The sequence below is a fragment of the Streptomyces sp. NPDC092296 genome, assembly GCF_044755465.1.
GTDB lineage: Bacteria > Actinomycetota > Actinomycetes > Streptomycetales > Streptomycetaceae > Peterkaempfera.
Genome location: NZ_JBIVRB010000009.1, coordinates 68,966 through 84,179 on the forward strand (window position 1 = coordinate 68,966; position 15,214 = coordinate 84,179).

3 protein-coding genes (1 of these 3 only partly in view) are annotated in these 15,214 nt (G+C 75.3%); all 3 read left to right on the plus strand.

Annotation, left to right across the window (positions count from 1 at the left end):
- Tightly spaced (each overlapping or abutting the next), the 3 genes in view from fabD to ACIQGZ_RS20405 form a layout consistent with a single transcriptional unit that may run on beyond the window.
- Positions 1–3,465, plus strand: coding sequence for an ACP S-malonyltransferase (gene fabD, locus ACIQGZ_RS20395; protein ID WP_402603528.1), 3,465 nt, complete (start codon positions 1–3; stop codon positions 3,463–3,465).
- Positions 3,465–13,751: an SDR family NAD(P)-dependent oxidoreductase gene (locus tag ACIQGZ_RS20400; RefSeq protein WP_402603530.1), complete on the plus strand. Its 10,287-nt coding sequence runs from the start codon at positions 3,465–3,467 to the stop codon at positions 13,749–13,751. The genes fabD and ACIQGZ_RS20400 overlap by 1 nt, the downstream gene beginning before the upstream one ends.
- Positions 13,748–15,214, plus strand: partial view of an SDR family NAD(P)-dependent oxidoreductase gene (locus ACIQGZ_RS20405; RefSeq protein WP_402603532.1) — the beginning only. Its footprint extends 5,856 nt past the window's final position; the window shows 1,467 of its 7,323 coding nt (coding positions 1–1,467); its start codon is at positions 13,748–13,750; the stop codon falls past the right edge of the window. The genes ACIQGZ_RS20400 and ACIQGZ_RS20405 overlap by 4 nt, the downstream gene beginning before the upstream one ends.

Consider the following 15,214-nt stretch of genomic DNA (forward strand, 5'->3'; position numbering starts at 1 on the left):
ATGGGCGTGTCTGACATCGGGCTCCGGTCGCCGTCGGCGGGCATGGGAACAGCCGGGACGGGCGAGGACTCCGGCGCCTCGCGCACCGCCTTCGTGTTCGCGGGGCAGGGAGCCCAGTACCCCGGCATGGGACGGTACCTGCACGACACCGACCCGGTTTTCCGCCGGACGATGACCGAGCTCGGCCAGATGTTCGGTGACCACGGCATTCCCGGTCTCCCGCAACGGTTGTTCGAACCGGCCCCCGGAACGGCCGGGATGCTGAGCGACATCCGGCTGTCGCACCCCGGCATCGTCATGGTCGAGTTGGCGCTGTTCGACGCGCTGGTGCACCGCGACGTCCGGCCGGACCTGCTCGTCGGGGCCAGCCTGGGCGAGTTCGCGGCGCTGGCCGCCGCCGGCGGGATCGACCGCGAGCAACTGGCCTCGGCCCTGGCCGGGCATGTGACCCTGCTGGAACGGGACTGCCCGATCGGCGGGATGCTCGCCGTGCTGGCCGATCCCCGGTACTTCACCGAGCGCTGGATCGACTGGGGTGCACTGGAACTCGCCGCCGTCAACACCGGTCAGCACTTCGTGGTCGCGGGGCCGGTGGACGACGTCGACCGGGTCGCGGCGGACCTGCGGACCCGCGATGTGATGAGCCAGGTGCTGCCGATCGACTACGCGTTCCACTCCTCGCTGATCGACGCCATCCGCAGCCGCTTCGAGGAGAACCTGGCCCGGCTGGACCTCCGGTCGGCCGGAATCCCGCTGGTGTCCTGCGCGACCACGACGGTCACCGGCCCGTCCCGGGAGCACCTGTGGGCCGCCGTCCGGGCGCCGATCCGTTGGCAGGAGACGGTTTCGGCGGTGGAGTCGGAACCAGGCCACCGGACGCGCTGGGTGGACCTCAGCCCGAGCGGTTCGATGCACGGCTTCCTTCGCGCCGAGCTCGGCGCCCGGGTGGCGGGCCGCAGTTGCGCGCTCACCGGCCCGTTCCTGCCCCCCCGGCCGGTCCTCGACGCCGTGGCCGAGATCGGTGTGCGCCCCGCGCCCACCCCCGCGAAAGGTCATCGAATGCTCGACCAGGTCAGGACGGGCCGCACCGCGAGCGGTACCACGACAGCCCTGCTGTTTCCCGGCCAGGGCTCCCAGTATCGGGGCATGGGCCGCGACCTCTTCCCGCGCTGGCCCGACCTGGTGCGGGATGCGGACGACGCGCTCGGCTTCTCCATCGAGCGGTTGTGCGTGGAGGACCCCGACCGGCTGCTCAGCCAGACCGAGTACACCCAGCCGGCCCTGTTCGTGGTGAACGCCCTGCACCACCGGGAACTCGTGGAGCGGGGCGAGGTCGATCCTGACCGGGTGCTGCTGGCGGGCCACAGCCTCGGCGAGTTCAACGCCCTGCACGCCGCGGGGGTGCTGTCCTTCCGTGACGCGGTGCGCGCGGTGCGGGAACGCGGGCTGCTGATGTCCAAACTGACCGGCGGCGGCATGGCCGCGGTGATCGGGCTGTCGGAGACCGAGGTGTCCGCGGTGCTGGCCACGGGCGGATTCACCGATGTCGACGTGGCCAACATCAACTCGCCGGTGCAGGTCGTCCTGTCCGGGCCACGGGACCGGCTGATGGAGACCTCGACCGCGTTCAAGGACGTCGGCGCGCGGTTCATCCCGCTACAGATCAGCGGCGCGTTCCACTCGCGGTACATGGAGCCGTCCCGGCTGGACTTCGAGCGATTCCTCGGCGACATCCCGTTCGCCGAACCGAAGATCCCGGTGCTGTCCAGCGTGACCGGCGACCCGCTGCCCCCGGACATCCGGGCGCTCCTCGGTCGCCAACTGATCAGCCCGGTCCGGTGGGTGGACCTGGTGCGCGGGCTGCTCGCCCGTGGCATCGAGGACCTGCGCGAGGTCGGCCCCGGCCAGGTGCTGACCAAGCTGAACAAGGCGATCATCGAGCACGCCGAGGGGTCCGCCGCCACCACGGAAGCCGGGCGCACCGGCTCGGCCGGACAAAGTGGCGTCCCGTCCGGCGATGCCTTGGCGCACAACCGTTCTGCGCAGCGGAACGAATCCGGGTCGCCCGCCTCCGTCGCCACCCTCCCGTCGCCCGAGCGGAGCAGCGCCGGCGGCCCGGCGTCGCTGGGCAGCGCCGACTTCCGCCGGGACCACGGTGTCGACCTGGCCTATGTGTGCGGTGGGATGTACCGGGGCATCGCCTCTGCCGACCTGGTGTGCCGGGCCGCGCGCAACGGCCTGCTCGCGTACTTCGGCGCCGGCGGCCTGTCGATGGCGGACGTCGCGGCCGCCGTCGACCGGATCACGGCCGAACTGGGCCCGGGGGCGCCGTTCGGCGTCAACCTGGTGCATGACCCGCTGTCCCCGGCCGGCGAGGAGGAACTCCTCGATCTGTGCCTGCGCAAGGGGGTGCGGCGCGTCGAGGCGTCGGCGTTCATCAAGGTGAGCGCCGCGCTGGTGCGCTACCGGCTGGCCGGGCTCCGCGCCGGGGCGGACGGCGCGATCGAGGCGGACAACAAGATCATGGCCAAGGTGTCGCGTCCGGAGGTCGCCGCGGAGTTCCTCGCCCCGCCACCCCCGGAGATCGTCGCGGACCTGCTCCGCCGCGGGCTGGTGACGGCCGAACAGGCGCGCCTGGGCGAGCGGATCCAGGTGGCCGACGACCTCTGCGCCGAGGGGGATTCCGGCGGGCACACCGACCGGCGCAACCCGCTCGTGCTCTACCCCGCGCTCGCGACGCAGCGCGACCGGGCCCAGCAGCGGTACGGCTACGCGGCGCGGGTGCGGCTCGGGGTCGCCGGCGGCATCGGCACGCCGCATGCGGCGGCGGCGGCGTTCGCGATGGGCGCCGACTTCGTCACGACCGGCTCGGTCAACCTGTGCACGGCCGAGTCCGGCATGTCCGACGAGGTGAAGGATCTCCTGCAGGAGATCGACATCCACGACACCGACTACGCACCCGCGGGCGACATGTTCGAGCTCGGCTCACAGGTGCAGGTGGTCCGCAAGGGCGTGTTCTTCCCGGCCCGAGCCCGCAAGCTGCACGAGCTGTACCGGACGCACAACTCGCTGGAAGACCTCCCCGCCGACGTCCGCGAGCTGCTGGAGAAGCGGTACTTCCAGCGCGGCCTGGACCAGGTGTGGGCGGAGACCGAGGAGTATTTCCGGCAGCGTGACCCCGAGCAGCTGACCCGCGCCGCGACCGACCCCCGGCACCGGATGGCGCTCGCGTTCCGCTGGTACTTCGGCCACAGCCAGCGGGCCGCCATGACCGGCGCCACCGCGCTCAAGCTCGACTTCCAGATCCACTGCGGACCGTGCCTGGGTGCGTTCAACCAGTGGGTGCGGGACACTCCCCTGCGCTCATGGCGGGAACGGCACGTCGAGGACCTGGCGCAGCGGATCATGCACGGCGCCTGGGACCTGCTCGCCGCCGGTGCCGGGCGCGCGCGGGGTGAGGCATGATGTCCGGCCCGCCCAGCCCGTGGGAGAAGATCGCGATCGTCGGCACCGCCTGCCGCGTCGCCGGCGCCGAGACCCGGGGGGAGCTCGCCGCGAACATCCTGCGCGGGCAGTGCGACATCACCGAGATCTCGCCCGAACGCTGGGACCCGGCCGACTTCCACACCGATGTGCCCGCGCCGGGCCGCAGCCTGTCCCGGTGGGGAGGGCAACTGCCCGACCCGTACGGGTTCGACGCCGACTTCTTCCGGATCAGCCGCGCCGAGGCCGTACACATGGACCCGCAGCAGCGGCTCGCCCTGGAGGAGTCCTGGCGGTGCGTGGAGGACTCCGGCATCCCGTTGGCCGACCTGCGCGACGGCGCCACCGACGTCTACTTCGGCATCACCTCCCGGGACCACCTGCAGCTGCCGCCCGCGCTGACCGACATCACCGAGCGGACCACGTTCGGCGGTTCCGACTACATGATCGCCAACCGGGTGTCGCACTTCCTGGGCCTGGACGGGGCGAGCTACTCGGTCGACGCCGCATGCTCGTCCTCCCTGCTGACGGTGCACCTGGGCGTGCGCTCGCTGCAGAACCGCGAGTCGGACTTCGTGCTGGCCGGCGGCGTGTGCACAAACCTGCACCCGTGGAAGTACATCTCCTACTCCCACGCCCGCATGCTCAGCCCCACCGGCCGGTGCCACACATTCAGCCGCGACGCCGACGGGTTCGTCAGCAGCGACGGAGTGGCGGTGCTGCTGCTGCGGCGGCTGTCCGACGCGCTCGCCGCCGGCGACCACATCTACGGCTGCGTCGTCGGGTCGGCGGTGAACAGCGCGGGCCCCCGCCGCTCGGTCACCGCGCCGACCAAGCGCGCCCAGATCTCGTTGATCCGCAAAGCGTTGGCGTCCGGCGATGTCGACCCCGGGTCCGTGCAGTACGTGGAGGCGCACGGCACCGGAACCCCGCTCGGCGACCCGATCGAGGTCGAGGCGCTGCGGTCGGTGTACGCGGTGGAGGGCCGACCGCCGCTGTGCGTCGGTTCGGTGAAGGCCAACGTCGGGCACACCGAGGCCGCGGCGGGCGCCGTGGGGCTGGTCAAAGTGCTGGAGATGATGGCGGCCGGCACCATGCCGCCCAGTCCCGGGGTGGGCGAGCCGAACCCGTTGTTGCGGCTGGGAGACGGGATTCGGGTACTGGACCGCGCCGAGCCGTGGCAGCCGCGTCGGCCGGAGGAGCGCCGCCGGGCCGCGGTCAGCTCATTCGGCGCGGGCGGGTCGAACGCGCACCTCGTCGTGGAGCAGGGCCCGGAGCCGGGGCCGGCGCCCGCGCTGCCGCCGGAGGGGGTACCGCTGCTGCTGTCCGCCCGGTCCGCGACCGCGCTGCGGGCCGTGCGGGAGCGCGTGGCACCGGCGGTCGGGACGGACCCGGTGAACGCGGCCTACACGCTGGCCACCGGGCGGCAGGCGATGGCATACCGGATCGGCGGAGTCGTGCGCACCGCTGCGACCGGCGCGGTGGGCGGTGCCTCAGGCGCGGCGGATGTGGCGGCGGCGCTGGGCGGGGAGGCCCGGCCGCAGCACGCGCGGTGGGAGGTGCGGGTCGGCTCCGCGCCGGTCGAGCCGGCGGACCTGATCGGGACCGCCGGTGTGTGCGGACCCGAACTGGACGCGCTGGCCGGGGAGTCCGCGGTGGCCGCGGCGGCCGTCGAGGACCTCCGCGCCGGCCGGGTCACCCCGGCGAGCCGGTGCCTGCACGCGATCCTGCTGCTGCGCGTCCTGCGGCGGTACCTCGGGATGGCGGCGTTGCGGCCGACCGCCACGGGCTGGTGGCCGGTCGCCCAGGCGGCCGGGATGCTGTCGGTGACCGACGCGCTGCGGCTGGCAGGCGGTCCGGAGCCGGACGTACGGCTGGCACCGGCTCGGGTCCCGGTCCTCGGGGAGCACGGCTGGGCCTGGCTGCGGCCGGACGTGCTCGGTTGGGCGGAACTGCGCGACCTCGTCGACCAGGTCGCGGCGCCGCCCGAGCGACTCGACCGGCTGATCCGGGAGGCGGTGCGGCTGGAGGACGCCGTGCCGCTGGTCCGGCGGAGCTTGGCCGACTGGCGGACCGCGCTGGCCGGGCACGGCATCCCGCTACCTGCCCACGGGTCCGGCGGACCTGCGGCCGAGTGGCCCGACGGCCGGGCACGGCTGGTCGCCGCGATCGCGTGCGGCGGCGTCCTGACGCGGGTGCGGACGCGGTGGGACCTGGAGCCAGGCCCGGAACCGGCCGACGCGGTGCTCGACGCGGTGCTGGCGCTGGTGGCGCACTGCACCGCCGATCCTGCGGAACTGGCCGGGTTCCTGGCCGGCGCGCACCGGCCCGCCGACGGCGCGGTGCCGCTGGACGCCGACGCCCCGGCCGACCTGCCCAGTGCGCTCCCGGCCCTGGGGCGGCTCCGCGCGGAGCGGGCGGCGGCGGCCGATCCGGTGACGTTGCGCACCGCCCCGGGCCGCGCCGACACCGGCCCGCTGCTGTCGGCCCGCCCGTGCGAGCCGTCGGCGGACGACCCCGCCGCGCCGGTGGACCTGCCCGTCGTGCCGTCGCGGGAACGCCTGTTGCCGCCGCTGGTGGACCTGTGGACCCGCGGCGCCGACGTCGACTGGCGGGCCTGGTTCGCCGAGGGGACGTACCGTCGCATCCCGCTGCCGGCCTGCGCGTTCGACCGGACCACGCTGCGGCTCACCGGCCCGGTGCGCGCGGAGCGGGAGCCCGGTGCTCCGGCCAAGGCGCCGCGCCCCGCCTCGACCTACGAGCTGATCTCGGACTGGGTTCCGGCTCCGGTCGCCGCTCCGGTCCGCCCGCCGTCGGTGCTGGTGGTGACCGCGGACCGTGGCGACCACGACGACCACCGGGGCGACTGGGCGGATGCCGGCGTGCGGTGGCTGCGGCATCGGCCGGGTGCGCAGCCGGACCGGGACGTCGCCGATCTGCGCTCCTTCGCCGCGTGGGAGTCCTGGTTCACCGCTGCGGGGAGCGCCGTGGACGGCCTGGACGCGGTGGTGTTCCTGGCCGATCCCTTCTTGGCCGATCCCTTCCTGGCCGATCCCGAGGACCCGGAGGACGGTTTCGGGGACGGCCTGCACTGGTCGGTGCCCGCGCTGCTGGGTGCGGCCCGCGCGGCCGCGCGGGTGCGGCCGGACCACGCGCTGCGGCTGGTGCAGGTCGCGCTGCCCGGCACGGCCGGGCCGGGCGTCGAGGCCGCGTGGGCGCTGGGTCCGTTGCTGGCCAAGGAGTCCGCGACGGTGACCCTTCGCTGCGTCGACCTGCGCGACCACCTGTCCCCGGACGCGCTGCGGCGGCTGGTGCTGGCCGAAGCGGCCGCCACCGGCCACCCGGTGGTCCGGATCGAGGACGGCGCGCGCCGCGCGCTGACCTACACGCCGGGCGACGCGGCGGAGCCGCCCACCACCGGTGCGCTGCCGGTGCGGCCGGGCGGCGTGCACCTCGTCTCCGGCGGTCGCGGCCACCTGGGCCGCGTTTTCGCGCGCGCCCTGCTCGCCAACCCGGACACGACCGTGGTGCTTCTGGGCCGGGCCGCAGAGGGCCCGTCGGAGCCGCGGGACGCGAGGGGTAGCCGGCTGGTGTACCGGCGGTGCGACGTGGCGGACGCCGCCCAGGTGCGGGCCGTCGTCGCGGCGGTGACCGCCGAGTTCGGGCCGGTGCGCGGGGTGATCCACGCCGCCGGCGTGCTCGACGACTGCTTCATCCGCAACCTCGACGAGCAGCGGCTCGCCGCCGTGTGCCGGCCCAAGGTCCGCGGCGCCCGCAACCTGGACGAGGCCACCGCGGACCAGCCTGTCGACTACTTCGCGCTCTGCTCCTCGCTGTCGGTGGTGGCCGGCAACCCGGGGCAGGCCGCGTACGCGGTCGCCAACGCCCACCTGGACGCGGTGGCCCGGCAGCGCAACGCGCGGCGGGCCGCGGGCGAACGCAGTGGCCGGTGCGTGTCCGTGGCCTGGGGGCTGTGGGCCGACGGCGGAATGCGGCTGGACGCCGCCCATCCGTTCGTCACGTCCGGCGCGTTCGCGCCGATGGCCGCGGACACCGGGCTCGGCGTGCTGGCCGCCGCGATCGACGGCGACCGGGACGTCGTCGTGCCCGCGCACGGCGATCCCGCGGCCGCACACCTGCTGACCAGCGCGTTCGCACCCCCGGCGGCCGCCGGTCCGGTGGCGGTCCCGGACGCGGCGGAGTCGCTGCGGCAGCTCGGCGAGCGGTATGTCCGCACCGCGCTGGCCCGGCTGCTCGCGGTGGACGAGGCCGCCGTGGACCTGGGTGCGGGGCTGGACCACTACGGGATCGACTCGATCGCCGTGCTGCGGTTCAACCAGGGCGTCGAGGACGACCTCGGCGGCCAGGAACCGACGTTGCTGTTCGAGAGCCGCACGCTGCGGCAGGCCGCGCACAAGCTCGCCGAACGCCGCCCGGAAGCGCTGCGCGCCTGGGCCGGACCGGCCGGCACCGTCCCGGTCGCCGACACCCCGGAATCCGCTGCGGAACCCGCGCCGGAATCCGGCCCGCGACCGGATCCGCGTGGACAGCGGGACGCCGTCGCGGTCGTCGGGATGGCAGGCCGCTACCCCGGGGCCGAGGACCTCGACGCGTTCTGGAACCTGCTGCGCCGGGGCGGGGAGCACATCGTGCCCGTACCCGCGGACCGATGGGACACCGCGGGTGCGCCCCCCGCCGGCGGGGACCGGGATGCCGCGAGCACCCACTGCCCGACCGGCGGCTTCCTCACCGACGTCGACCTCTTCGATCCCCGGTTCTTCCGCATCTCACCCGCGGACGCCGCCACCATGGACCCGCAGGAACGCCTGTTCCTGCAGACCGCGTGGCACGCGCTGGAGGACGCCGGCATCCCGCCGTCGACGCTCGGCGACCCGGACGACCCGGATGCCCGCCGGACCGGCGTGTTCGTCGGGGTCACCACCGCGACCCACAGCCTGTGGGGACCGCGCTACTGGGACCGTGGGGAGCCGTTCTTCCCGACCTCGATGCCCTGGGCCGTCGCCAACCGGGTCTCGTATGCGTTCGACCTGCGCGGGCCGAGCGTCGCCGTGGACACGGCGTGCGCGTCGTCGCTCAACGCGGTGCACCTCGCCATCCGGAGCCTCCGCGCCGGGGAGTGCGCGGTCGCGATCGCCGGCGGCGTCAACCTCTACCTGCACCCGTGGAAGTACGACTACCTCGGCCACAAGCAGATGGTCTCGGCCACCGGGACGTGCAGCGCGTTCGGCGCCGCGGCCGACGGGTTCGTCCCGGGCGAGGGCGTGGGCGCGCTGGTGCTCAAGCCGCTGGCCGACGCCGAACGCGACGGCGACCGGATTCTCGGCGTCCTGCGCGGGTCCGCGGCCAACCACGGCGGACGGGCCCAGGGGTTCACCGTCCCGCAGCCGCAGGCGCAGGCCGCGGTGGTGCGGTCGGCGCTGGCCGACGCCGCCGTCGAGCCGGGTTCGGTGAGCTACGTGGAAGCGCACGGCACCGGCACCCGACTCGGTGATCCGGTCGAGGTCGCCGGCCTGGCCTCGGCCCTCCGCGAGCACGGTCCGGGGGCGCGGCCGGTGCTGATCGGCTCGGTGAAACCGCAGATCGGGCATCTGGAGGCGGCAGCGGGGGTCGCTGGGCTGACCAAGGTCCTGCTCCAGCTGCGGCACCGGACGCTGACGCCGAGCCTGCGCGCGGAACCGCCCAACCGGGCCCTCGACCTGCCCGGGTTGGGCTTCGAGGTGGTGACCTCGGCGCGGCCCTGGCCGGACGACGAACCCCGGCGGGCCGGGGTCAGCTCGTTCGGCGCGGGCGGCTCCAACTGCCACGTCGTACTGGAGGAGTACCCGGCGCCCGCGCCGGCCCGGGTCGACGTGCCCGGTCGGCACGTCTTCTGCGTCTCCGCGCGGTCGGACGAGCAGTTAGGCGACCTATGCCTCCTGCTGGCCGACCGGCTCGCCGAGCCGGTCGGGACTCCCGCGGAGATCGCGCACCACCTCCAGGTCCGCCGCGAGCCGCTGTCCCACCGGCTGGCAGTGGTCACCGACTCGGTGCCGGAGCTGCGGGCCGCGCTGCGTGCGTACGGGCGGGGCGCGGCGCACCCGCTGCTGGTGCTCGGCCGGCGCGCGCCCGGCACCGGGCCGGACCGGCCCGCCGTGGACGCTGATCCGGACCGGCTGGCCCGGTCGTGGGCCGACGGCGCCAACGTGGACTGGGCGGCCCGGTGGCCGGAGCCGCTGCCCCATGTGCCCCTCCCGCTGTACCCGTTCGCCCGCGAGCGCATCGCGCTGCCGCCGCTGCCCGAGGGCCCGGCGGGCGCTCCCGGCCAACCGACCCGGTCCCCGGGCGCGGGCGCTCGTGACCTGGTGCTGCGCGGCAGCGGGTCCGTCCGGCACATCGACCTGGACGCCCGGGACGTCCTGCTCGACCACCACCGGGTGAGCGGAACCCCGGTCCTGCCCGCCGTCGCGGTCATCGGGGTCGTCGGCGCGGCCGCCGCGGACTGCGGACTCCCGTTCGCGGGGGTGCGGAACCTGGTGCTGACCGAGCCGATCACCGTGACCGGCACGCGTACCGTGTCCGTCGAGTTCACCGGCACCGCCGCCGGCGCCCGGCGGTTCGCGGTGACCAGCGACGGCCCGGCCGGTCGGCGCACGCACGCCGAGGGCGCGGTGCTGGCCACCGCGGGCGCCCGGCCGGACCGGGTCCGGCTGGCCGACGTCCGCGAGCGGTGCCCGGGTAGCGCAGACCCCGGCGAGCTGTACCGACTCCTGCACGGCCGGGGGCTGGAACTCGACGCCGCCTACCGGGGGATCCGGGAGATACGGACCGGCGAGGGCGAACTCCTGGCCCACGTGGTGCGCGACCCGGCGGCGCGCGACCTGACCGGACCGGACCCCGACCCGGCCGTGTTCGACTCCTGCCTCCAGTCGTCCGTGTTGCTCACCGGCGGAGACGAGCTGCGGCTGCCGTTCTCCGTCGGCCGGTGCGAGCTGTTCGCGCCACTGCCCGCAGAGGTGCGCTCCCGGATCACCCTCGGCCGGGTCGCCCGCGGCGCGCGCAGCTTCGACGTCGAGGTGTGCGACCCGGACGGCGGGGTGGTGCTGCGCGTCCACGACCTGTGGGTGCGCGACTTCCCGGGCACCGCACAGACCACGGGCGGCGACGAACTCGTGCTGTGCGCCCCGGTCTGGACGGCCGCCGTGCCGGACCGCCCGGCCGCCCCGGGCGGCGATCGGCTGATCGTCCTGGCGGACCGGCCGGAACTCGGGCAGCGCCTCCTTGAGGCCGGGCTGACCGCCGGCCGCGGCCGCGCCGGCCATCGGGCCGTGACCGCCGCGTGGACCACGGACCCGGGCGCGGCCTGCGGGGCGCTGGCGGACGCGCTGGCGGGCGGGCCGGAGGGCGCCGTCGACCTCGTGCTGGCCTGCTCCGCGGAGTCGGGGACGTTCGGTGACGCGCAGCCCGGTCCGGCGGCCGAGGTGGTCCTGCACGCGCTGCGCCTGCTGGCGCGGTCGCCCGGCATCAGCGCGGCCCGGCTGTTGTGCGTCGCCGTCGGCGGCGACGCGTTGCCGCCCGCGTTCGCCGCGCTGACCGGGCTGGTCACCACCGCGACCGCCGAGCTGAGCCGCTGCACGGCCGCGGTGCTGCACGTCCCGGACGGCGCCGACCCGCGCGCCGCGGTCGGCCTGTTGCTGGCCTCCGGCTGGGACCGGGTCGCGTACCGCGCCGCCGCCGACGGCGACGTGCTCGGCCGCGACTGGCGGCAGATCCCGGCCGGGGACCGCGCGCCGCTGCGGGACGAACCGGTGTGCCTGGTGACCGGCGGCAACGGCGGGGTGGGCAGGCACGTGGTCGAGCACCTGGTCACCCGGTACGGCGCGCGCGTGGTGAACGTGTGCCGCTCCGCGGTGCCGGAGGGCCTGTTCCCGCCGGAGATCCGGGCGTCGGTGACGCAGGTGCGGGCCGATGTCGCCACCGCCGAGGGCGCTGCGGCGGCCGTGACCGCGGCCCTGCGGGTGGCGGGGCGGATCGACGGGGTCTTCCACTGCGCGGCCGTGCTGCACGACGAGTTCGCGTTGGCGGCCACCGGTGACGGTGTCCGCGCCGTACTGGCTCCGAAGGTCGACGGCGCGCAGCACCTGGACCGGCTCACCGCCGGGCTCGACCTGGACGTCTTCTGCGTCTTCTCCTCCCTGGCCTCGGCCGTGCCCAACCCGGGCCAGTCCGCGTACGCCTGCGCCAACGCCTGGCTCGACGCGTTCGCGCGGGACCGGGCGGTGCGGTCCGACCGCACCGGCGGCACGTGGTCGGTGCTGTGGCCGTTCTGGCAGGACGGCGGGATGCGCGCCGACCCGGGGAACCTGGAACGCCTGCGGACCGGGCACGGTCTGCGCCCGATCGCGGCCGTGGAGGCGCTGGCCGCGCTGGACGCCGCGCTCGGCCAGCCGGAGCCGGTGGTCGCCGTGGTGCCTCGCTCGGCCCGGCTGCTGGCAGCCGTTCCGCCGTCGACACCCGTCGTCCCGGTCGAGCCCGGAGCGGACGTCACGGTGGAATCCGGTGCGGGCGGCGAGCCGGTGCGGGGCGGCGACCGGGCGGCGGCGGTGGCGAGTGCCTTCCTGGTGGAGCGGATCGCGGCGCTGAGCCAGACCGAGCCCGGCCGAGTGGACGTGGACGCGGACATCGCCGACTACGGCCTGGACTCGCTGGCCTTCACCCGGTTGTCCGGCGACCTGAACACCGAGCTCGGCATGGACACCACCCCGGCCACGTTCTTCGAGTACGCCACGGTGCGCGCGCTGGCGGCCCACCTGGCCGAGACCGGCGGCATCCGCACCGAGGCCCTGCCCGCCCCGACCCCCGCCCCGACCCCCGCCCCGACCCCCGTCCCGGCCCCCGTCCCGACCCGTGCGCCGCGCCCGGTGGTCGCGCCCCCGCCCAGATCGTCCACGCCGACCGCTGGCGGGCCGGAACCGGTGGCGATCATCGGGATGGCCGGGAAGTTCCCGCTTTCGGACGACGTCGAGTCGTTCTGGGCGCACCTCCACGACGGCGACGACCTGGTGACCGAGATCCCCGCGGACCGGTGGGACTGGCGGGAGCACTACGACCCGGACATGGCCGCGCCGAACACCACCAACAGCAAGTGGGGCGGCTTCCTCCCCGACATCGCCTCGTTCGACCACGCGTTCTTCGGGATCTCGCCGCGCGAGGCCGCCTTGATGGACCCGCAGCACCGGCTGTTCCTGCAGACCGCGTACGCGGCGATCGAGGAGGCGGGCTACCGGCCGTCGCAGTTGTCGGCCGACCGCACCGGTGTGTTCGTCGGCGCCGCGAGCCACGACTACTTCGAACTGGTCCGCGCGTCCGGCCGGCCGATGGAGGGCTACAGCACCACCGGCATGTTCCACTCCCTGCTGGCCAACCGGGTGTCCTACTACCTGAACCTGACCGGCCCCAGTTTCCCGATCGACGCGGCCTGCTCGAGTTCCCTCGTCGCGCTGCACTCCGCCATCGAGGCGCTGCGCACCGGCTCGTGCGGCACGGCGATCGCCGGCGGCGTCAACCTGATCATCTCCCCGACGATCTCGCTGTCCTTCTCCCGCGCCGGGATGCTCAGCCCCACCGGGCGCTGCCGCACGTTCGACCAGGGCGCCGACGGCTATGTGCGTGGGGAGGGCGTCGCGGCCGTGCTGCTCAAGCCGCTCGGTCGCGCGCTGGCCGACGGCGACCACATCCACGGCGTCATCCGGGGCAGCGCGGTCAACCACGGTGGCAAGGTCAACACGCTCACCACACCCAACCCGAACGCGCAGGCCGACCTGATCGAGCGCGCGGTGCGCACGTCCGGGATTTCCGCGGCCGACCTGGACTACGTCGAGATGCACGGGACCGGGACCCCGCTGGGCGACCCCATCGAGGTGAACGGACTGAAGAAGGCGCTGGACCGGCTGACCACCGCGCAGCGGCTGTCCGCACCGCCCGCGCCGGTCATCGGCTCGGTCAAGTCCGTGGTGGGGCACCTGGAGGCGGCGGCGGGCATGGCCGGCCTGTTCAAGGTCCTGCTCGCGCTCAAGCACCAGGTCATCCCGCGCAATCTGCACCTCGACCGGCTCAACGAACACATCCGGCTGGACGGGACCGGCATCCGGATCGCCCGGGACCGCGTGCCCTGGACGCCGCGCCCGGAGCACCGGCGGACGGCCGGGATCAGCTCGTTCGGCTTCGGCGGGATCAACGCGCACGTCGTCATCGAGGAGGCGCCGAAGTGAGCACCCCCGTCACCGGCCCCGCCGGGCAGGTCGTCCCGCTGTCGGCGATGACCGACGACGCCCTGCGGCAGCGCGCCGCGGCGCTCGCCGCGCACCTCGCGGGCACCGGGACCGCCAGGGCTGCCGACACCGTTCCGACCGGTGAGGTCGAGGCGATCGTGTGCGCGGACCTCGGCTGCGCGGTGGCCGACGTGCCGCCGGACGAGCCGCTGGCCGACCTCGGCGTGAGCCCCACCGGGCTGGCCCGGCTGGCCGCGCGCCTCGCCGTCGTCGGCATGCCTCGCGGCTGGGACACCTCCGCGCTGGGCGCGGCCTCGCTGACCGCGCTGCTGAGCGCCCTCCGCGCTGCGCCCACCGTGGCGGAACCCGCGATCGCGCTGGCCGACGTGGCCTTCACCCTCGCCTGTGGCCGGGAGCAGATGCCGCGGCGGCTGGCCGTGCTGGCCGGCTCCGTGCCGGAGCTGCGCGACCGGCTGACCTCGTGGCTGGCCGGCGCGGCGCCGGCCGGGGTGTTCACCGGGCCGGACGGGGACGCCGACGGGACCAGGGAACCGTCGGTCGAACCGACACCCGGGCAGCTGGCCGCGTTCTGGGCCGCGGGCGGCCGTGTGGACTGGGACGCGCGGTTCGCCGGGCAGCCGGTGCGCCGGATCTCGCTGCCCACCTACCCGTTCGCCCGGCGGCGGCACTGGATCTCCGACCTGCCCGGCGCCGCACCGCGGCCGGAGCCCCGGCCGCACACTCGGCCGGAACCCCGGCCGCAGGCCGGACCGGCGCGCCCGGAGCCGGTCGCGGCGCGGTGGAGCGCGGACGACCCGGTGGTGGCGCAGCACCGGGTGGCCGGACGCCCGGTACTGCCCGGGGTGGTCCACCTCGCGCGGGCGTACGCGGCGGTGAACGGCGCGTCCGGGGCGCACCGCGAGCTCCGCGACCAGGTGTGGTCCCGGACGGCCGAGGTGTCCGGACCGGGGCTGGCCCTGTCCGTCGAACTGCGGCCCGACGGCGACGCCACCCGGGTCGTCATCACCGGTGCGCCGCAGGGCCCGGCCGCCGGGGCGCAGTACTCCGAGGGCACCTGGTCGCGCGGCGCGGCCACGGCAGTCCGGTCCGATGTGGACGCAGTCCGGTCCGATGTGGACACCGCACGGCGCGCCTGCGGCCGACACGTGTCAGCCGAGGACTTCTACGGCGCGCTCGCCGCGTGCGGGCTGGAGTACGGGCCTCTGTACCGGGGTCTGATCGACCTCCACGTCGGTGCCGATCTCGCGGTCTGCCGGGTGTCGTCGCCGCGGCGGACCGACGAGGTGCTCGACCCGACCGTGCTCGACGCCGCCCTGCAGTCGGTGGCCGCGCTGCGGTTCGACGCGCTGCTCGCCGAACGGCGCACGGTGCTCCCGTTCGCGCTGGACCGCTTCGCGCTCTCCGGTGACCTGCCGGCCGAGGGCTGGATCATCACCCGGCGC

Bases quoted from the DNA above. Each gene is read 5' to 3' on its own strand.
- fabD (WP_402603528.1), top strand. From the start codon at position 1: ATGGGCGTGTCTGACATCGGGCTCCGGTCGCCGTCGGCGGGCATGGGA.
- ACIQGZ_RS20400 (WP_402603530.1), top strand. From the start codon at position 3,465: ATGTCCGGCCCGCCCAGCCCGTGGGAGAAGATCGCGATCGTCGGCACC.